The 21,883-nt window shown below is 37.3% G+C and carries 14 protein-coding genes; 2 read left to right on the top strand and 12 right to left on the bottom strand.

What is annotated here, in order from left to right; translation table 11 throughout:
* Positions 1 to 451 precede the first annotated feature (451 nt).
* The 6 genes from trxA to ACFIJ7_RS00615 all read right to left on the bottom strand — a co-directional run bounded on the left by trxA (position 452) and on the right by ACFIJ7_RS00615 (position 13,124).
* On the bottom strand, positions 452 to 775 hold the full coding sequence (trxA, locus tag ACFIJ7_RS00640) for a thioredoxin (protein WP_012754458.1): 324 nt from the start codon (positions 773 to 775) through the stop codon (positions 452 to 454).
* 175 nt (positions 776 to 950) lie between these two features.
* A complete protein-coding gene (addA, locus tag ACFIJ7_RS00635) occupies positions 951 to 4,427 on the bottom strand; it encodes a double-strand break repair helicase AddA (protein ID WP_375644361.1) in 3,477 nt (1,158 codons plus the stop codon).
* Entirely contained in the window at positions 4,424 to 7,546 is a 3,123-nt protein-coding gene (gene addB, locus ACFIJ7_RS00630) for a double-strand break repair protein AddB (RefSeq protein WP_375644360.1), read from the bottom strand. The genes addA and addB overlap by 4 nt, the downstream gene beginning before the upstream one ends.
* Before the next feature lie 730 nt (positions 7,547 to 8,276).
* On the bottom strand, positions 8,277 to 9,851 hold the full coding sequence (locus ACFIJ7_RS00625) for a peptide chain release factor 3 (protein WP_208438469.1): 1,575 nt from the start codon (positions 9,849 to 9,851) through the stop codon (positions 8,277 to 8,279).
* Positions 9,851 to 11,512 carry a lysine--tRNA ligase gene (locus ACFIJ7_RS00620; protein WP_375644359.1) on the bottom strand — a complete coding sequence of 554 codons (1,662 nt, stop codon included), beginning with the start codon at positions 11,510 to 11,512 and terminating at the stop codon, positions 9,851 to 9,853. The genes ACFIJ7_RS00625 and ACFIJ7_RS00620 overlap by 1 nt, the downstream gene beginning before the upstream one ends.
* A 364-nt stretch (positions 11,513 to 11,876) precedes the next feature.
* The gene (locus ACFIJ7_RS00615; RefSeq protein ID WP_375635369.1) at positions 11,877 to 13,124 is read right to left on the bottom strand and encodes an argininosuccinate synthase; all 1,248 of its coding nucleotides are present in this window, start codon (positions 13,122 to 13,124) and stop codon (positions 11,877 to 11,879) included.
* Between the two features lie 170 nt (positions 13,125 to 13,294).
* Here ACFIJ7_RS00615 and ACFIJ7_RS00610 point away from each other — a divergent pair, with 170 nt between their 5' ends.
* Positions 13,295 to 13,942 carry a LysE family translocator gene (locus ACFIJ7_RS00610; protein ID WP_375635368.1) on the top strand — a complete coding sequence of 216 codons (648 nt, stop codon included), beginning with the start codon at positions 13,295 to 13,297 and terminating at the stop codon, positions 13,940 to 13,942.
* Positions 13,943 to 14,439: 497 nt separating this feature from the next.
* Here ACFIJ7_RS00610 and rlmN read toward each other — a convergent pair whose 3' ends face one another.
* The 6 genes from rlmN to lptC all read right to left on the bottom strand — a co-directional run bounded on the left by rlmN (position 14,440) and on the right by lptC (position 21,415).
* The gene (gene rlmN, locus ACFIJ7_RS00605) at positions 14,440 to 15,666 is read right to left on the bottom strand and encodes a 23S rRNA (adenine(2503)-C(2))-methyltransferase RlmN (RefSeq protein ID WP_012754451.1); all 1,227 of its coding nucleotides are present in this window, start codon (positions 15,664 to 15,666) and stop codon (positions 14,440 to 14,442) included.
* A gap of 42 nt (positions 15,667 to 15,708) precedes the next feature.
* On the bottom strand, positions 15,709 to 16,212 hold the full coding sequence (locus ACFIJ7_RS00600) for an invasion associated locus B family protein (protein WP_026500150.1): 504 nt from the start codon (positions 16,210 to 16,212) through the stop codon (positions 15,709 to 15,711).
* A gap of 1,708 nt (positions 16,213 to 17,920) precedes the next feature.
* Positions 17,921 to 18,385 carry a PTS IIA-like nitrogen regulatory protein PtsN gene (ptsN, locus tag ACFIJ7_RS00595; protein ID WP_012754449.1) on the bottom strand — a complete coding sequence of 155 codons (465 nt, stop codon included), beginning with the start codon at positions 18,383 to 18,385 and terminating at the stop codon, positions 17,921 to 17,923.
* A 911-nt stretch (positions 18,386 to 19,296) separates the two neighbouring features.
* On the bottom strand, positions 19,297 to 20,091 hold the full coding sequence (gene lptB / locus ACFIJ7_RS00590; protein ID WP_375635367.1) for an LPS export ABC transporter ATP-binding protein: 795 nt from the start codon (positions 20,089 to 20,091) through the stop codon (positions 19,297 to 19,299).
* A gap of 6 nt (positions 20,092 to 20,097) precedes the next feature.
* The gene (locus ACFIJ7_RS00585) at positions 20,098 to 20,694 is read right to left on the bottom strand and encodes an LptA/OstA family protein (protein ID WP_375635366.1); all 597 of its coding nucleotides are present in this window, start codon (positions 20,692 to 20,694) and stop codon (positions 20,098 to 20,100) included.
* A 76-nt stretch (positions 20,695 to 20,770) separates the two neighbouring features.
* On the bottom strand, positions 20,771 to 21,415 hold the full coding sequence (gene lptC / locus ACFIJ7_RS00580) for an LPS export ABC transporter periplasmic protein LptC (RefSeq protein WP_375644358.1): 645 nt from the start codon (positions 21,413 to 21,415) through the stop codon (positions 20,771 to 20,773).
* 184 nt (positions 21,416 to 21,599) lie between these two features.
* On the opposite strand from lptC, the gene ihfB reads away from it, so the two are divergent.
* On the top strand, positions 21,600 to 21,878 hold the full coding sequence (gene ihfB, locus ACFIJ7_RS00575) for an integration host factor subunit beta (RefSeq protein ID WP_012754445.1): 279 nt from the start codon (positions 21,600 to 21,602) through the stop codon (positions 21,876 to 21,878).
* The last annotated feature ends 5 nt before the right edge of the window (positions 21,879 to 21,883 follow it).

Here is a 21,883-nt window from a genome sequence, read left to right as displayed (position 1 = left end):
TTAAATTGAAGTGGTAACCCTTTAGAAGAGCATTATATAATCTGTAGTGAATTGCTTACTTCTTTCTGCTTAAAAATTGTGAACTTCAGAAAAGTAATTTGCAAAGTTTTTTCTTAAAATCTCCTTATTTCTAGATTGATATTGCCTTTTTATGTGTTGAAAGCACTATCTATCTCAATAGTCTTATCCAAGAAGAAAATACCTCTATGAAATTATCATTCACCCAATATTTTTGACGCGCATATAAGGAAAGAATTGCCTATATTCTTCATACAGGGCAATTTTTTATAAAAAATAGTCAATTGAATCATGCATAAAAGTATGAATTCTTAAATTCATTTAACATTTTGATTTTATTATCTTTTTATTATAATATAATGCAAAAAAGAATATTAAAAAAAATCAAAAGGAGAGACAAAGCTTCTCTCCTTTATAGTGATTATATGTGGAATTAACTAAGCCCATCTTTTATCCATTCAGAAAGACGTCCTTTAGAGGTAGCTCCAACCATATTCGATGAAATATTTCCATTTTTAAACATTAATAATGTAGGGATAGAACGTACTCCGTATTGGGTAGCCAGTTCCGGATTTTCATCAATGTTTACCTTAGCAATTTTAACTTGATTTTGCATTTCCATTGAAATTTCATCCAAAATTGGAGCAATCATTTTGCAAGGGCCACACCATTCTGCCCAAAAATCAACCACAACAGGGGTGGAAGAGGTTAGAACTTCACTTTCGAAATTGTCCTTATCAACTTTTATACACGTCATTGATTTATCCTTTATATTCACTTTTTATAAATTGGTATGATAACAATTCATATCAAGTTATTGCAAAGATAAATTATTAAAGGACTTTTTTACACCAGAGATTGTACATTGTGTTTGTTTGGGCGATTTTATGAAAGTAAAAAAACGTAAGGATACTTTGAAGGAAAGGAATAACTTATAAGGCAACTTCACCAAGAAATGCCTCGAGTTTTTCTGGAGAAAGCTTAAAAATTTTGGCTTCTTTACTGTAGATAAGCAGAGCTTGGATATCTTTATCGGGATGAATAGCTTGCAACAATTTTCGGTAAAGAGCCATTTGCAACCAGTGATGGGAAGCAATAGCAGCTTCATTTTCTGGCAGGGTTCCTGTTTTAAAATCAGCAAAGATAATGCTGTTTTGCGTGATGTAGAGACGGTCAATTTGACCAGAAATTGCTTGTTCTTTTCCACGAATTTTCACTATACCCATTAAGGAGACCTCAGCACGTGAATGCTCAGAAAAAAGGGGCTTGAGGTAAACGTGATCTAATATTTTCCAAACATGGCGAAGAGCATCTTCTCTTTGGCTCTCATACCAATGAGAGGCTTTGATATTGAGATAGTTTCGAGCATAGTCTCGACGTTTTTGTAGGGGATAATCGGGTAAATATTGTAACAATCGGTGAACGATATTACCATATTCAATGGAAAAAGCTCTGTTAGTATTTGTTGCTCCTAAAACAGGGGAGGTGGTAAGCTGTTTTGGACTTGAGGACAGCTCTGTATCAGCTTCAATGGAAAGGCTCGCGACTGAGGGTTTTAACGGTTTTGGTAGCACTGGTTCTTCTGGTACTTTATGGGAGAAAAAAGCAGGCAAAGGTGGTAAGGTTTGGCATTCAGCGCAAGGGACTTTTGGGTTTATAGAAGCAGAGGAAGGAGATGTAATACAATAACGCCAAGCTGCAATATCTTCCGCAGGACCTTTTATAGCTACCGCATGCGGTTCGAGAGCTTTCTTTACCAATTGTAGCCACGTATGAGGATTATTGCGTTCACCGCTATACCCGCAAACAAACAATCGATCTTCAGCACGCGTCATTCCCACATAGAGAAGGCGCCTATACTCCTCTTCAGCACGCTCTTTTAAACGCAAAGTTGCTTGTTTAGAGGGCATTGTATCAAATTCTGCATTAGGGCGCCAGATAAAAGCTTGTTGGTCACTCAAATGTGCATTGTTCAAGGGAACTTCAAGCAAGTGAGGTGAATGCTGGGGATGCCAGATTGCACTACCAGGATCAACCAGAAATACAACGGCAGCTTCCAGTCCTTTTGCAGCATGAACAGTCATGATGCGAATTTCTTCATGGTTTTGGTCAAACTCACGTTTAATTTCTGGTTCACTGACACTTAATGTTTCCAAAAAAGCTTGTAATCCTGGTAACCCCGTTTTTTGAATCGCGAGTGTGTAGTCCATAAAAGCATCAAGCACATCATTGGCTTCCGAGCCTAAGCGCGCTAAAATTTTTTGTCGTCCCTTATCATTATTTAAGATATGACTATAGAATTCGAAGACTGGTATTTTATCCACTAAAGTACGATACTGACTCAAGCTTTCAAAAGTATCTTTAAAAGGAATATGCGACGATGCCTGTTCACAAAGGCTTTTCCAAAGAGAGCCTGTACGGTGAGCGGCAAGTTGATAAAGTTCCTCTTCGCTAAGCGCAAAGAGTGGACTTTTTAAAACACAAGCAAGAGACAAATCGTCTTGTGGTTGCAAAACAAAACGTCCGAGTGCCATTAAATCACGCACACTCATATGTTTTATAAGCTGTAAACGATCTGCACCAGCGACAGGTATATTGCGTTGTTTAAGGGCACGAGAAAGCGCTAGGGCAAATTGATCACGCTTACGAACCAAAACCATAATATCACTAGCACGCAATAACCGCCCTTTTGCTGGAAGCATTTCTCCTTTGTGTAACCAGCCTGCAATAGTTTCAGCAACTTTTTCTGCCAAACGTATTGCTGGTGTATCTAAATGATCAACAGTTACATGCCAATCATCAGGAAATTCGTCTTTTTCTTTAGAAATGGCATCCCATAAAATAACTTCACCTGGACTGTGAGTACGGATAGCTTCGTGTATGGTTTTTGTATTTTCTGCTGAAAGCCCTTTATAATTCTCTGGTGTTTCAAAGACAAGATCCACACTTTTAAGAACATCGGCTGTGGAGCGAAACGAGTAATTCAATTGTATTTTTTCAAATTTCTGCTTTGCTTGTTGTGCTTTTTTTTGAATAATTTTGCCATTTGCAGCAAAATTTTCTGGTGCAGCGCCCTGAAAGGAATAAATAGACTGTTTTTCATCTCCAACAGCAAAAAGAGTACGTATATTGTCACGTTGACTATGACCTGTAAAAAATTCTTGCGCTAAAAGTTGAATAATTTTCCATTGATCAGGGTTCGTATCTTGTGCTTCATCAAGCAAAATATGATCAAGACCCTTATCAAGTTTATAGTGCACCCATTGGCTTGCACCTTCACGTTGCAACAAATGGAGTGTGCGCTCAATGAGATCATCAAAGTTTAAAAAACCATTGGCTTTTTTTAAATTTGCATAAATTTTGAGATAAAGGGCACAAAGCTGAAAAGCCGCCATATTGAGTGCACAGACTTTTACGCACTGATATTTCTCTAAAAGAACAGAAAGCTTGCTTTGTTTATCTTTAATCAATTGTTGAATAAAAGGCCAAATTTCATCTGATTTTTTAGACGATATAAGTGCAAAATTACGAGGTTTACCTTCTGTTGTAAAATAAATATTTGAAACAATATCAATGATAGTTTCTTCATCACAAGCGGTTTCTAATTGGGGAAGTTTTTCAATGATACTCTTGGTGTTTTTATTCCCATGGGTTTGGCAATGGGTAAAAGCATAAAGAGGAAGACGAGCAGTCTGTTGAATTTTTTCTAGTAATTGCTGATTTGTATCATCAGGTGCTAAATTAAACAGCGCCCGCAATTTTTCTTCTCCATTTTCAGACAGAAGAGAAGACAAAAAATCAGACAGTTTATGTTGCTTTTCAGCTGCTTCATACAGCAATTGGTTAAAAGTATGTTCACTGATAACCTTAAGCAGCTGTTTTAGAGCGGGTTGTACATCATGATGCTTTAAAAGTTGGCAGCGGGCTTCTTGTAGTAATTTCTTGCGGTTGACATCATCTATGAGTTCGAAATGTCCAGCAATATTGGCTTCTAGCATAAATTGATGCAAGAGAGATTCGCAAAATGCGTGAATAGTCTGTATTTTCAAACCACCAGGTGTTTCTAAAGCACGAGCAAAGAGTTGGCGCGCATAGGTTATTTTTGTTGCACTGATAGGTTTGTTTTCAAGCTTCGATAAGATTTCTTTAAGCTGCGCATCATCGAGTTCATTCCAGCTGGAGAGTGTGCGAAAAATCCGCGATTGCATAACAGCGGCGGCGGCTCTCGTGTAAGTAAGGCATAAAATACGTGCTGGAGGAGTACCGTTTAAAAGCAAACGAATAACGCGTTCGGTTAGAACATGGGTTTTTCCAGATCCTGCATTTGCAGAAACCCATACATGTGTTTTTGGATGTGTTGCTGTTGCTTGTGCATCAATGGCTGCTTCAGGAATAGAAAAAAGAGTCATGATTGATCTCCTTTATGAAATCCATTTGACCATTCCCATAAGCGTGCCAGATGATCATAGTCACTTTCATATTGTTTTAACATAGGGACTGCGTGTGAAAGATAGCCTTGTTGTGGATTTTGATAATACTCCATTAATGCGATAAGATGTTCCCACGCCCTTTCACCAAGATTAATAACATTTTGGTGATCTTTTTCCGCTTTTTCTGAAAGAATTGATTGAGGAGTAATCTTACCTTTTCCATTAAGAGGGATATAAAATAAATTTGAGGGAGTAAAATCTTGAAAATCTGTAAAAGCTCCTCTCATTAATAGAGCGGTTTCCAATGCTAATTGTGGAAATAATAAATCGCGAACTTGTTTTGATGAAGGGGGTGTACTCGTTTTAAAATCAAGTATTTCAACCGTTTTGTTTGGCAATATATCAATACGATCAGCACGTCCTGAAAGAATTACACCTGTTGTACCTATGGGTATTTTTTGCGATTCCACTTCCGAATGTCGTATTCGGGGTTCTAGACTTTGTTCCCATTGCAGAATAAAGGGAGCAAGATTTTCAAATGTATTCCACCAGATTGTTTCAACATCAGCAGGTAAATTAAACTTATCAAATTCTTTACGTCCAAGAGTGAGGAGTACATTTAATGCATTGTCAACCTTTAGATTTTTTATTTTTGTGCAAAAAGCAGCAAGAATAGCGTGATAAAGCATTCCACGTTCAGCAGCACAAGGGTCATAGACGAGTGCTTTAAGTGGTTTGAGTCGCAAAATTTTTTTAGCGTAAATGGCATAAGGGTCATGGCGTAACGTTGTTATTTCGGTGATGGAAAAATGACGTGGACGCACTGCAATGGGTGGTACAGGGCAAGGGCGTGTTGCACAAGCAGACATGTCCGTATTGTCAAGCATCTTTGCCCAATGGCGTATCTTTTCACCTCGTGCACGGATTTGTTTCCAAACTTGTTGTCCTACGACAGTTTCTAAGCGTTGTAGCCAGCGTGAAGGGAGAGAAGGAACATGATCAACTCGTAGTGCTCGGCTCATCACGACTTTATTCATTCCCATAGCCCATTGAAAATCATGCGCGGAAAGACCAATACGCTGCTCTGGTGGCTCCAGAGTTAACATCATTTTCATCGGTCGCGATAAAAAAGCATCATTTCGGGTTGATATCGGCCATGACCCTTCATTAAGACCGCCGATGACCACTGTATCAACTGTTTGCAAACGTGATTCCAAGGTACCCCAGATGAATAAACGTGGATGTCCTCCAGGCGAAGGTGTGACGGAACGGGTTGCTATTATGGCAGAAAACATAGCGGGCCATTCGCAAAGATGAAATGTTAATCCCGATTGATCACTGACCAATTCACGCAAAAAATTTGATAAGGCTTGTCCTGCTTCGTGTTGATAAAGATGTGCAAGAGAATTATCCTCATTGCGACCAAAATTTTCAAAAACCTCAACAGTTGCTATCGCAGCTTCGTTGATGGTGCATTCTTTCTCTTTTTTCATAAGAGATGTTAAAGGTTCAACAGCTTTCCTCAAAAGATGACAAAGGAAACGTGCTTCTTCACATTTCTGCTGATCAAGAGCGTTGATTTCAAAACTATTATGAAAGTATGTTTCAATCCATTTTTCAAGAAATTGATCACATTCGCAAAGATTGATGCGCCCTGTATTTCCTCGAAGAATAAAAAGTTCAAAATTTTCTGCCATTTCGCGTAAACGATGACGGTTTTGTTGGAGTGTTGTCAGTGGATGTTTAAGAAGAGAAAGAAAAGCAATGGGATCATCGGGTTGCAACACATTTTCTAAGATAAGTCGTAAGAGAGTTACAGGTAATGTTTGTGCAAGTGGTATTCCGCCTGAATCATTTGCTTCAATTCCAAATCTCTGTAATTCCACAGCAACACGGCGTGCTAAATTACGGTCATTTGTAATAAGGGCCGCAGTTTTTTTGGGTTCTTCAATAGCTTTGCGTAAGGTAATAGCTATAGCGAGAGCTTCTTCACGTTCATTTATAGCTTCAATAAATGACCAATCTGCACAAAGATTTTCATAATCATCACGGACAATTTGTATCCATTTATCTGTTGTAGAAGCTGGTCGGAGTGCTTCTGATAAAAGAGCCATTCGTCTTTTCTTTGTTATACTTTGTTGGCCAATTTCGCAAACATGATGACGTTGACATCCCATGAGAGTTAGAAGTTTTTTTAAATGATATTGAGGATGGCTAAAAACATTTTCTGCAGGATCAAAAAAATCACAAGCTGTTTTTTCTTTATTGCTTGTGCTTAGTGCATTCCATTGTTCTTCATCCATATAAAGATCAAGGCCAGGAAGAACAACAGCCCCTTTTGGCAGAGAAGCTATAACCTTTAAAAGATGAGAGACTGCGGGCATAGAACCTGACACACCAGCTGCAATGACCGGTTTATCAGGCGGCATACGTCGTAAAGTCTCTGCGTGCATTGTGAGTGCTTGATTACGCCATTCAGCGGGATTACTTCGTTGTCTTTCTGTCAAGATTTTTGGCCAATTTTGCGTAACAATAGTCAAGAAATCGAGCGTTATTTGCCACCATTCAGCGACCATATCAGGTGCAATATTTTTAAGTTTTGACCAGTCTGCTCCTTCTGTTTCAATTTCGTCCATCAAGTGTGCTAAATCTTGCGCAAGCCAAATCGCATCAGCACTATGAGCCGGAATAAGCACATCTTCTGTGCCAAACATGGCACGCAGATGCGCAGGTAAATTTTCACGCCATGGACGAATAAGGCGTGCTAAAAGTAAAAGACGTTCGCTTTCTCCAATAGGCGGATCGAGAGTGCTGGTATGATTTTCAACAAAAAGGAAACTGTCTTCATCTACATCTCCTAGAGCACGAATGGTTGGCAAGAATGTTGATTGTGTATCACTTCTTTCAACAAAGGCTAAACGCAAAGCGCGAGCAGCACGACGTGTCGGAACATAAATAAGGCTATCGGCAAGGGCAGTTTGAATATCTCCACTAGAAGCGAAATTATCAATAAGGCTACCAGAGAGTAGTGCATCAACAAAGTGAGGCAAAAAAGCAGTTCCCGGAGAAATAGAAAAGACACGCGGTTTATAGGTCATATGATCTCATATTTGGGATAACAAATTTCAGCTTATTGATTATTTGTATTATTTTGACTGTATACAATATTTATACAAGGAAAAACTGAAAAGCTATATTTATACAGCAGATTTTTTATTTTAGATTTAAAAAATCAGTTTCATAAATAATATTTTCCCATAAAAAGCTTGGGAAAAAAAATAATATTTCCACCCTTCACAGCGAAAATAGATTACTTTGATGGAGAGAGTTTTGCAAAAGTTTATCGTGCAAGCCTCTATTTTGCTAGGATTACATCCCTTATGCAAAATAGAATGCCCAAAAATATCATTATGTTGCAATTTTATATGTTTGTTTTTAAAGAGACATCTTTCATTGTACTTGAGCTTACCTCGTAATGTCGTCCCGTAAATAATATAAATGAATAGTATAACTTAAACTTCCGTGAATGGGATAAGATACACCACACACCACCATCGTTACATCATAACGCTACAAACCACCATCATCACTTTTTTACCCTCACCCAATATTTTGAAAGCTCTTGGCTATGGAGAAGATTTACAAGAGGCTTTGTATTTCTTGCTTCCAGTGTTTTACGCACACATCAATCCTACTTATGACATGCAAACAAACGATTTTGATTGTTTCAATATAAGAAACTTATAATATTCAGATTTTTAACCCAATATAAAAAATGATAAATTATCATTATAAATCAAATTATTGTAGAAAATATTTTTCTTTATTTTAAGAGCGTACTTGGTAATCTTTAAAAGCAGAAAATTTTATTTTAGGAGCTCTTTCTGCCTCATAATTCAATGAAAAATGATTCTCCGCTAAAAAGACTGGATCACCTTCTAAATCATACGCAATAGCAGAGCGGTGATTGCTGAGAAACTTTTGCAACTCATCTTTGCTCTGCGCTGAAATCCAACGACATAAATTAAAACGCGCAGACTCAAAATTCACTGGCAAAGAATATTCTATTTTTAATCGTTCTTTTAAAACATCAATTTGCAAAGCACCAATAACACCAATGAGAGAAGGCGACCCATCATCAGGAATAAACAATTGTACAACCCCTTCTTCAGCCATTTGTTGCAAAGCTTCTTTGAGCTTTTTTGCTTTCATTGGATCGCCCAAACAAACACGACGCAAAATCTCTGGTGCAAAATTTGGTACTCCCTTAAAGAGGATATCTTCTCCTTCAGTCAAAGTATCGCCAATACGCAATGTTCCATGATTAGGAATCCCTACGATATCACCGGCATAGGCTTGATCAGCAATTTGGCGTGAACGCGCAAAGAAAAATTGTGGAGCCGAAAGTGTCATTGGTTTTCCTGTTCGAACCAACTTTGTCTTCATACCACGTTCAAGTGTTCCCGAACATACCCGAAAAAATGCAATACGATCACGATGATTAGGATCCATATTTGCTTGAATTTTAAAAACAAATCCCGTCATTTTAGGTTCCATGGCTATGACATTGCGCTGATCTGCACTTTGGTCACGAGGACTTTGACCAAAATCAATAAGCGCATTGATCAAATCACGAACACCAAAATTTCGCAAAGCTGAACCAAAATAAACCGGAGTCATATGACCTTCACGGAAAGCTTGAAGATCAAAATTCTTGCAAACACTTTGAGCGAGTTCTACCCCTTCAATAAAAGTTGAATGTTGATATTCAGGAAGTAAATGGACAACCTCTCTGGGATTTGAAACTATCTGCTGTGTTATCTCATCATCTTTTTGACGAAAACGATTATGATAAAGGTCATAGGTACCAACAAAATCTTTACCCGTACCAATTGGCCATGTTATAGGCGCAGTATCAAGAGCAAGCTTTTCTTCAATTTCATCTAAAAGCTCTATAGGATCACGTGCCTCACGATCCATTTTATTGATAAACGTAACAATAGGAATATCCCGCATCCGACACACTTCAAACAATTTTAATGTTCTAGGCTCAATTCCCCGTGCCGCATCCAAAACCATGACAGCACTATCAACAGCTGTGAGTGTGCGATAGGTATCGTCCGCAAAGTCCTCATGTCCTGGAGTATCTAGGAGATTAAAAATATGATTTTCATATTCAAACGTCATCACCGAAGTTACAACGGAAATACCACGATCACGCTCAATATTCATCCAATCAGAACGGGTTTGAATACGATCTTTTTTGGCTTTTACTTCTCCTGCAAGTTGAATAGCACCACCAAACAATAAAAGCTTTTCTGTCAATGTTGTTTTCCCAGCATCTGGGTGAGCAATAATTGCAAATGTACGCCGTCGCTTTACTTCCTGCACTCTCTTTTCCATTATTCCTCCGTCGGCCGTGCAAGCGCTTCAGCAATCAGTGCACGCATTTCATTAATCCCATAAAGCGCTATAAATGATCCCCATCGTGGACCTCGCTCTTGTCCCAGAAGGACTTCATACAACATTTGAAAAAAAACATTGGAAACACCAGGCCCACCTTCAGGGCTTTTTTTGCTATGGTCTTGATAGCGTTCCGTTAACCGTGCAACGTCAAGAAGCATATTTTGTAGCATGTTGCCATCAACAGTTTCAGGTAAATTAGCTAATTTTTCATCAATTTGTGCTAATGTTGTGCGTTCACTTTCATCAGGGAGCCGGAATTTTTTGTTTGGTTTAACAAAAACATCAAAATATCTAATGGCAAACTTCACTAATTGATCAAGTTCTGGATAAGTTTGTGCATTTGCTCCTTTAGCGTAACGAGAAATAAAACCCCAAAGAACTTCTGCATTCTCCGCATTTGAAGCACTTACCAAATTTAGGAGCATCGCAAAGGAAACAGGCAAATCAACCTGCGGAGGACAACCATTATGAATATGCCATACAGGATTATTCAACCGCTCTTTCCATTCTTGGCGACCATAGGCTGAAAGATGCGCATAGTATTCATCAACCGCTTTAGGAATGACATCAAAATAAAGCCTTTTTGCTGTTTTAGGCTTTGAAAACATATAAAGCCCTAAACTCTCTGTTGGGGCATAAGTAAGCCATTCATCAATGGTTAAGCCATTTCCCTTGGATTTGGAAATTTTCTGCCCTTTCTCATCTAAAAAGAGCTCATAGTTGAATCCTTCTGGGGACTTCCCACCTAATACTTTACAAATTTTAGAAGAAAGATTTGTGGAATCGATAAGGTCTTTTCCTGCCATTTCATAATCAATGCCAAGTGCTGTCCAACGCATTGCCCAATCCACCTTCCACTGACACTTAACCTTGCCCCCCATAACCTCTGTTTCTATGGTTTCTCCTGTTTCTGGCTCAATATAAGTAACTGTACCTTTTTCAACATTACGTGCAATCATCGGTACCTGTAATACTTTTCCAGAAAAGGGAGAAATTGGTAAAAAGAGCGAATAGGTCGCTTGCCGCTCTGCACCCAATGTTGGTAAAATAATTGCCATAACCTTGTCATAACAGGCAAGGATTTTCAAAAGTGTTTCATCAAAACGACCAGAATGGTAATAATCCGTAGCACTTGCAAATTCATAATCAAAACCAAAACGATCAAGGAAAGCCCGTAGCCGCGCATTATTTGCTGCCCCAAAAGAAGGATAGTCATCTCCAAAAGGGTCGGGTACACGGCTCAACGGTTGACCAAGATAATGTTCCATCCTCTCGCGATCAGGCACATTCTCAGGAACCTTGCGCAAACCATCCATATCATCAGAAAAACAAAGCAATTTTGTTTTTACTTTATTCTCCGTAAGAATATGAAATGCATGACGCACCATGGTTGTACGTGCAACTTCCCCAAAAGTACCAATATGCGGTAAACCAGAAGGTCCATAACCTGTTTCAAATATCACACTGTCTGGATAACCCGTCTTTTCATACCGTTTGATAATCTTACGTGCTTCTTCAAATGGCCAAGTTCTCGATTGAAAAGCCGCATCTTTTAATTCAGGCGCAAGGTTAAGGGTATCACACTGATCACGCATCATTATTTGTCCTAAAAATTACACTCTTTCAAAATAGGGTGTATGGTTCTTGAATTTATTCGTCAATAATAGCAAGCAAAAAGATGAAAATTTCTTTATACTCTTAAGTCACAATACAAAAATCGCCCTCGCTATAAACATATTTTGTTCTGATAAAAATCAAAAACATTCAATATTATAAAGCAAAATTGACTTGTTTTGATTATCAGAGCCTTCATTGCTATTATTATCATGAATTTTGCTTATTATACTGATTTAGTACAAAAGCGAAGCCTCTAACATTGAATGAAAGGACTGCAAAAACCAACAGATAAAAATGCTTAAGTTAGGCATTCCATACAAAAGTACTTCCCCTACTTTACACTTGTCACTGTAATTTTCTATTTCTTTTTTTGTCACCTTGATGACGCATTGCTAATGTACGCAAACGTAAAGCATTTAATTTAATAAAACCAGTTGCATCTCTTTGATCATAAGTACCTTGATCATCCTCGAAAGTTACCAACTCACTCGAATAAAGTGATTTTTTACTTTGGCGCCCTTCAACAATTACGTTTCCTTTATAGAGTTTTAACGTGACTTCACCTTCAACATGTTCTTGAGATAAATCAATAGCTGCCTGCAGCATCTTACGTTCCGGCGAAAACCAAAATCCATAATAAATGAGTTCTGCATAACGTGGCATCAATTCATCTTTCAAATGAGCTGCACCACGATCTAGCGTTAAAGATTCTATAGCTCTGTGAGCCGTTAAAAGAATGGTCCCCCCTGGTGTTTCATAAATACCCCGCGATTTCATACCCACAAAGCGATTTTCTACCAAATCTAACCGACCAATACCATTATCGCGCCCATAATGATTTAATTCTGCAAGTAAAGTTGCAGGAGATAAATTTTTTCCATTGATTGAAACAGCATCACCTTTTTTAAAGCCAAGAGTGATTCTGGTTGCTTGATCTGGAGCATCTTCCACCGAAAGAGTACGCATATGGACATATTCAGGAGCAGGAAGTGCTGGATCTTCTAAAATCTTTCCTTCTGATGAAGAATGCAATAAATTTGCATCCACTGAAAAAGGTGCTTCGCCTTGCTTATCCTTTTCTACAGGAATTTGATGTATACGAGCAAATTCAAACAGATCTGTCCGACTCTTAAAATCCCAATCACGCCATGGAGCAATAATCTTTATATCAGGGTTAAGAGCATAAGCGGAAAGCTCAAAGCGTACCTGATCATTGCCTTTGCCCGTTGCCCCATGAGCAATTGCATCTGCTCCTGTTTCCTTAGCAATTTCAATAAGGCGTTTTGAAATAAGTGGGCGTGCAATTGATGTTCCTAAAAGATAAGTTCCCTCATAAACGGTATTGGCTCGAAACATCGGAAAAACAAAATCACGCACAAATTCTTCGCGCAAATCTTCAATATAGATTTCTTTAACACCTAACATTTCAGCTTTACGACGAGCAAATTCTAGCTCTTCCCCCTGCCCCAAATCCGCTGTAAAAGTTACAACTTCAACGCCTAGCGTACTTTGCAACCATTTGAGAATAATTGACGTATCCAATCCCCCTGAATAAGCCAAAACAACTTTTCTAATATTTTGCCACTTCTTCATTTCAAAATTCTATATGAGCTGCTCTTTTATCTCTACCTAGAAATCAAAACAATGCAACAAATATAAAAATAAATTCTCTTTAAGCAACATTAAAAAGACGCAAAAAACGTAAATAAAAACGCTTTAGAGTGTAAATAATGAATACTGCTTAAAAATAAAAGGAGATTTACGTGTCATTTCTACCGGAGTGGTCTATTGTTGTACAATTTGCTTTAGCATCGTTGATTTTAGCACTTATTCCAGGACCTGATATGATGCTTTCTGTAGGACGAACCATTACACAAAGCAAAAAAGCTGGAATTATGTGCGCCTTGGGTAGTGCAACAGGGTTTGCCATTCAGGTTACCGCTGTAGCACTTGGCTTATCAGCGCTTATTTTTGCTGCGCCACACACTTTTATTCTTCTAAAAATTGCTGGCGCCTTTTATCTTTTATGGTTTTCCTTTCAAGCGTTACGGAGAAATCCAACTTTTTCCTTCGAACAGACATCTTCTAAATCTCAAAGCGCTAAACGTAACTATCTTGCTGGTATTGGAATCAATCTTTTAAATCCTAAAGTTATACTCTTTAACGCGACATTCTTACCACAATTTATCAATGCGGATGATCCTATGGCAACACAAAAGCTACTCTTTTTAGGACTCTCTTATATCCCTATTTCTTTTCCCATTACAATTTCTATCGTTTTTACAGCGCATAAACTTACCAAAATTCTCAAGAAAAAACCTCTTTATATTCGCTTTCTCGACTGGCTTATTGCTGGTACTTTTACTATCTTTGCCCTCCATCTCCTTATAGTTACAAAAATTGATTTATAAATGTAATTTATCGTTTTTAATTTAAATGAGAACCAAAATATTGTAGGATTCTCTCATTTCAAACCTGTTTATTTTGAATCAAACAATATCTTTCCCTTGTACGTTATAAGCGAATCGGGAGTTTTCGTGTGTGAAGCGAAATCTTTTTAAAGAACGTAATAAACAAAAGAGTGAGGCAATACACAATCTCCACTTTTTAAAAGATATTACCGTAGATGCTTTTAAAAGTCATAAAATAGAATTAAAATGTACGATAATAATATGGAAATTAGTTAAGACCCTTAAGACTTCATATTGCCTCTAAATGAGGTTTCCTCCTTATTTTAGAAATTACGCAAACAGACTGCTATATACAATATTTCTCCCCATTGAGCATATAAAAGCTGAAACTGTTCGTCTAACACTTATCCATCTTAATCTCTGTCTCACACATGCTATTATATGCTGATTTACTGAAAAAAAAGCATAGGCTTTAATATCGCAGAAAGTTGCATTAACTAATGACCAATGGCATTTTCAAGTCGCAAACGTTCAGATTTCCGTAAACGCTCTGAAGCTGATTTAAGTTGTCCACATGCCGCTAAAATATCGCGTCCACGCGGTATCCGAATAGGAGAAGCATAGCCCGCTTGATTAACGACATCAGCAAAACGCTCGATTTGCTCCCAATCAGAACACTGATAATTGCTCCCTGGCCACGGATTAAAAGGGATTAAATTGATCTTAGCAGGAATCCCTTTCAATAACTTAATCAATCGCTTAGCATCATCTAAACTATCATTGATATCTTTCAGCATAACATATTCAAAAGTGATTCGCTTTGCATTGGAAAGACCAGGATAATTACGGCAAGCCTCCATTAGTAAAGCAAGCGGATATTTTTTATTAATGGGAACAAGCATATCCCTTAATGTATCGTGTACTGCATGGAGTGAAATCGCCAACATAACACCAATTTCTTCTCCGGTTCGGATAATTCCAGGAACAACCCCACTGGTTGAAAGCGTAATCCGACGTTTTGATAAAGAAAGCCCGTCGCCATCAGAAGCAATCAATAAAGCTTTTTTAACAGCTTCAAAATTATAAAGAGGTTCTCCCATCCCCATCATAACAATATTGGTAATTTTGCGACCTTCAATGGGAACTATTGCCCCATCAGGGGTATTTTTATCAGGAAAATCACCCAAACAATCACGTGCAACCAATAATTGTGCCAAAATTTCTTCCGCAGTCAGATTGCGAACAAGCATCTGCGTTCCCGTATGGCAAAAAGAGCAAGTTAACGTACACCCTACTTGCGATGAAAGACATAAAGTACCACGTCCTTCTTCAGGGATATAAACCGTTTCAATTTCAACAGGCCTTCCAGCTCCACGTGCAGGAAAACGTAAGAGCCATTTACGCGTACCATCTTTTGATATTTGTTCTCCAACAATTTCTGGGCGCGCAATGGAGAAATGACACTTAAGTGTTTCTTGCATTGCTTTAGAAATATTCAGCATCTCATCAAAATTTGAAACGCCACGCACATAAAGCCAATGCCAAAGCTGACGCACACGCATACGCGTTTGATGCTCTGGTACACCAACTGTCTTTAAAGCCTGCACCATCTCATCTTGCGACAAACCAATTAAAGAGAGCTTAGAACTCTCCTTCACGACCACATTATCTGTTTCTCGCGCAAAACATGAACCAACTGGTCTAAGGTCATAGGAAATGGCCATTGCTTTCCAATTCACATCACTATTTTAGAAATTATCGAAACCTTAATGGCACTTTTGAGCTGCATTTAATGCAGCAGTAACCCCTTTTAAGGAATAAGTATAAGTGGTATGCGTTCCTCGTTTTGATATCGCTTTCACTGTCATATTGCTTCCAGCACGCATAGCAGAAACAAGCTGCTTTTCTAGCTCTGATGAAGCCAACCAAGCTGAGGAATCTTTCGTGAAAAAATCAAAGTCCTTACCTCCAATGGTCACTGTCACTCTCGACCCTTCTTGAAGGGTATAACCAGCCATAAACTGCGGTTCAAACGAAATAGGTGAATGAGAACGCTTGGTAACCAAGAAAAAGTTATCACCATGATTAACTGTCGTTGGAAGAGCCTTCAAAGGTACCGATAACACATAGCAAATCGTATTTTTGGGCGATTTATAAGAATAGGCTCCCCACGCTTCAAATTGATTTAAACGGCTTGGCGTTTGTGCATATGCCACGCCCGCTGTAACAAAAACCATTACAGATGCAGCAATAACAGTCTTTTCAAACATCTTCATTTAGCTCACTTCTTTAGTCTCTAACAAGATTCTCTTCATTGGAAAAATTCAACAAAAACTCCTCGATATCCATGTGTTATTGTCTTAATTCCTTCAATAAGCGAAATATTTTCACACTAACCAGAATAGATTTCCACGTTCCATTGTGACCTTTTAATCGTTACCAAAACATAAACTTCTTATTCAATAACCACATTAAAAAATAACATCTTCATTTTATGCTACTCATTTCGTTTTTGTATAAAAAACGATTTCTTTAAGCTATAGAACTTCAAAACGAGATGAAAATATACCCCATACTCCCCGCAAAAAAGCTTAATCGCCTTACGGATATCACTTCTCGACTTTATGCATTCAATACATTTATGTTCACAAAATACTCCATCTTTCACCCATTATAGTGCATTCATACTTCGTATTCAATATCGTCCCGATAACACTTTTTCTCAATCTTCAAAATATCTTGTAAAAATAATAAAATATTATCAATATATTAATAATAAAACATAAAGAATTCAGATTCTATCTCAATAATCACATACCACTTTGTTTCTTTTGATCTTATTTCCCTATATATTTTATCTCCAATTATTAATTTCTAAAATGATTTTAGTAGCTTATAATATTATTTTAATGTATTAGACGATATTTTTCTACAGCAATTTTAACCTTATCGTTTTTTAACAACATTTTAATCAATTAAAGTGGATCTGAATAAATCTTCCCATGCACAAAGCTGTTTCACCCAACCTAAAGCTATAACTTTCATTTTTACCGTACAAAATTGTTTTTTAGCATGGGCTCTATAAAACAGCTGACATCTAAATCATATCTATAAAATAGTTGACCTCTCCACTTGTGAAGAAGCAAACCGGCACCATAACACTATTTTCCAGCTCCCAATGTTTTGCTACAACCCTCGATACTTGAGACGATTCATAGGAAGCATTTTTACCCTTTCTTGTACAGTTTTTATCCACACGCTAATTCCGTTTATAACGTGCAAGCAAATGGTTTTGATTGATTCAACATAAACAGGTTTGGAATGAGAGAATCTTACAGTATTCGCATCTCTCATCCAACATGCAAAATAGTGAATTATATTTATAAATCAATATCTTGCTATACTGAGGATACACTCTTATTTCTTCTTGAGCATTAAAATATTATCCCTAAACACTCAAACTCAATTTACGAAAAAATTCGATGCACAAATAAATTTTTCTGTTGATTTCTTTCCCGCTTTCAAAGGACAAAGATTCTTAATCCAATCTGGACTGAAAAAGTTTGGATTCTTGTCGAGCGGTCTCCTCTTGTCTTCCCACTTATGTGATTTACCTAACCAAAAGCTCTACAAACAAGTCCTGCTTAAGAATATTTACCACACATTCTAAAAGCATTTAATGTATTAAGAAGACTTACATGCCTTATCTCTCCACACCTCAAATGATGGCTTTTTACAGTACAACAGGATAAATTAACCCACGAAGCATAATGATTAGATGCTTTAATATACAAGAGCAAGTAACAAAAACAAGTACTTCGTTTTTGTTACTTGCTCTTTAAAAAGAAGGTTCGCTTAGAAACGATTTCTCAAAATTGCATGACATAACCTTTTGTTATCAGTCTTTTAAGATAAAAATTATATTATTTTCTACGTTCCGTGGTGTATACCTTGCAACTTATACACTCATAATATCTTCTAAGCTGCATTTGATTCTGAAGTTTGAATCAGTAAAGCATAAAGCGCATTAGCATTATGCGTATTGCGCAATTTTTGCACAACATCAGTGTGACGCAAAACACGTGCGATCTGTGATAAAGCTTTTAAGTGATCTGCACCAGCATTTTCAGGTGCTAAAAGGAGAAAAACGAGATCTATAGGTTCGTCATCAAGAGCTTCAAAATCAACAGGACTTTCAAGACGTGCAAATATACCAATGATCCGATTAATATCAGGTAATTTTCCATGAGGAATCGCAATACCTCCACCCAAACCCGTTGAACCAAGCTTCTCGCGTTGTAAAACAACATCAAAAATCACATGCTCACTAAGACCTGTTAGCTTGGAAGCTTTTTCGGCTAAAATTTGCAGAACCTGTTTTTTCGAATTAGCCTTAAGAGCCGGAATGATCGCTTCCGGTGCTATTAACTCACTCAAATTCATACTTTAATTTTCCTCTTACACGCTAAAATGCTCATCAATAAACCTATAAACGGTATAGATACTTAATGTTCTTTCACTTTTCGCAACATCGCATGTGTTTTTACTTTTCAATTTATAATGGGTGATGGCTCAATACATCTCATATCACTTCTAACACAACAATAAATAGTATTCGGATCATCATTAACGGCATGAGAAACCAAAGAAATGAAGTTGTTCATAAAGTTAATTTCCTCACGACTCTAGAAAAGGTCATTATTCATAAATTTATTAAACTTGTCATAAGAGTTGATGTATAATTCGCCATCAGAGTTTTTCTTTCTTTAAAAATGAGCCCTTAAATTAAGATGAAAAGCATACTGAGCAAAATGGACCTTTACTTTGAAAATTACTGTATAGCTTGAACATCGCCTTATAACAAGAATATAAAGGTTTTTAGAGATTTAATGATTATTTTGAAAGGTTTATAGATTTATCCTGATATCTTTAGCCGAGCTCCTATTTTCAAATAGGCCATATAAACCAATAAAATACGACAACTCCTATTGAATAACCGCAATATATAACCGGTGCTCCCATCAAAATACCTAAAACAGCATCATCGATATATTATTTGATTCGACAGAGAAAAATATGATAAATATCTCTTACCTTTCAATAACACACGCATTTATTGAGAGCTTCGTTTATCACTCATTATCAAGTTAATCTAGTGATATCTTTTCTATGATACAATCATGAGCAAGCTAAACTTATAAAACAACAAACTAACCCTCTAATGATGAAGTCTTTTTCACCACTCAATAACAACATTAAGGTTATAGTCATAAAAGAAGTTTTGGCATAAATAAGGAGATTTTCAGTAATAATGTTTGGTTAAACTTAAATGGAAACTCGTGAAAGCTGTAAAATCAAAGAGAAAACTGATTTCCCAAATAAATTCTGCGTACATCAACGTTGTTGATAATATCATTAGGACAACCGTGAACTAACACCCGCCCTGTATGAATAATATAAGCGCGATCGACAAGCCCTAATGTCTCACGCACATTATGATCCGTTATTAGAACACCAATGCCACGCCTAGTTAAATGACGAATAAGTTGTTGAATATCGAAAATAGCGATAGGATCAATTCCTGCAAATGGTTCATCAAGTAACATAAAATGGGGACGAGAAGCTAAAGCGCGCGCAATTTCAAGTCGCCGACGTTCACCTCCAGATAACGAAAGTGCAGACATTTTACGTAAATGATCAATTTTAAATTCATGTAAAAGGCTATCTAACTCTTCACGTTGTTTAAGGCGATCTTTTTCAACGACCTCTAAAACAGCTTTAATGTTATTTTCTACTGAAAGACCACGAAAAATAGAAGCCTCCTGTGGAAGATATCCAATACCTAAACGCGCACGTCGATACATCGGAAGATGCGTAATATCAAATCCATCAATTTTAATGGATCCTCCATCAGATTTTATGAGCCCCGTAACCATATAAAAACAAGTTGTTTTACCTGCCCCATTGGGCCCTAAAATGCCAACGGCTTCTCCCGTACGAATGCCAAAAGAAACACCATTAACAGTTCGTCTTCCTCGATAAACTTTAATCAAGTTACTGGCAATCAAGGTCCCTTTTAAGGGATTTTTTGAAGCTTCACTTTCAAGATTATATTTATCGGTCTGTTTTTTTCTTTTGATTCCAAACATGAAATCTTAATGGCCATTCTTTTGATTTTGTTTTAAAATAATAGAAACACGACCTTTTTTCTTAGGCGTCTCACAACCTTCTAAAAAAGCCTTTCCGCTTTCCATATTTGCCGTTAGTTTGCACCCCGTGGCCACATTGTCACCGTCAGTTAACACAACATGACTCCCTGTCAAACTCATCATTTTTGACTTTCCATCAAAAACGCCTTTATCACCCGTAGCAATTTGCGTAGCAATTTTTATATAAACTTTTCCTAAAGCTTCCATTTTTTGTATACCCGACGAACCAAATAAAGAAACAGATGATGCCTTTGTATCTTCCTTGTTTTTATCAATTTCTTTATATGCTTTATCGTAGTAAACAACTAATTTTGCCGTTCTTAAAAGACGTTCACCTTGCACCACTGAAACATCACCTTTAAAAAGCGCTATCCCTTCTTTATCACGTATTTCCAAAGAATCTGCATGAAGTTCTACCGGTTCTTTGTCGCTTGATAAACTTATTCCAAAATGAGCCACTTCGGCATATCCTAAAACTGCTCCTCCTAACATTCCCATGCTAAAAGCCAAGGTCACACCTATCCATCTTTTGTACGATTTCATTATTTCAATTCTTCTGTTTGTATATACACATACTTCTCTTTATAAATATCCTTTGAAGATTCGTATTGATATTACGTCATTGCTTTTGAAGCACTAAATGCACACCACCATGGAAATACATGTTTTTTCCTTTTTCTCGAATTTGTAAGGCATTTGCGGCAAGATGCAAACCGGCTTGCTGAATATTAACACGCTGATCTGTTTTTAACTGTCCCTCGGATAAGTTAATACTCGCTGACATAAATTGTGCCATCATCCCATCATTCGTCGTAATGGTGAATGGCTTGTCCAACTGTAAAAAACCATTAATGTTATCGTAAACCCCCCCTTGTGCTGCGAGAAAAACCTGTTTTTGTTGGCCCATAAATGCTTTAGCTGTAATGTTTTGCAACCCAATCATTCCAGAGTGTGTATGGTCTTGAAATGCCTTTTCTGCTTTAAGCCAATAAGGTTCATGAGCACGCGTATACCCTTCTAACTTTGGATTGAGCATTGTCAAATTCACCACGCCACTTTCTTCATTATTCAAAGGCATAGAATCAGAAGTAACGGGAACCAAGAAAAACGTAAACCAGCAAAAAACCAGCGCTGAAATCAACGCTAAGAGAGGTAAAAAAATTTTTAATATGCTAATACGACGCGAATGAAGGGATGCTTTTTTAAAAACATCTCCAAAAGATGATTGCGTTGAAAAGGCTTCATAATTATTGTGTACGGACATACTCTCCTAATCTCTTAAATACTCCGCATTTTTAATCTGTATAACCTTTATAGAAGGTATTTTCAAATTTTGTTTCTTGCAATTTGTTTTTTCTTGGTTTTATTTTGCTTTTATCCGTTTATATATTGTAATATGCATGAAGTGCACAATTACAAAAAAATTTTTGTGTGAAAGTGAGGCTATTGTGGTAAAATCAGAGCTTGTGCAAATTATCGCTCGTCATAACCCGCATCTTTTTCAACGGGATGTAGAGAATATTGTAAACGCTATTTTTGAGGAAATTTCAACAGCACTTGCAAATGGCAATCGCGTTGAACTTCGTGGATTTGGAGCTTTTTCTGTAAAAAGCCGTTCAGCCCGTAATGGACGTAATCCACGAACAGGTGAAGCTGTTTCTGTTGAAGAAAAGTGGATTCCTTTTTTTAAAACTGGCAAGGATTTACGCGACCGTCTTAATCAGTGAGAAAC

Origin of the sequence: Bartonella sp. MR100HLJHH (assembly GCF_042194215.1) — a bacterium.
GTDB lineage: Bacteria > Pseudomonadota > Alphaproteobacteria > Rhizobiales > Rhizobiaceae > Bartonella > Bartonella grahamii.
The sequence above is the reverse complement of the archived record's forward strand: the minus strand, read 5'-3'. Positions and strand labels throughout refer to the sequence as shown.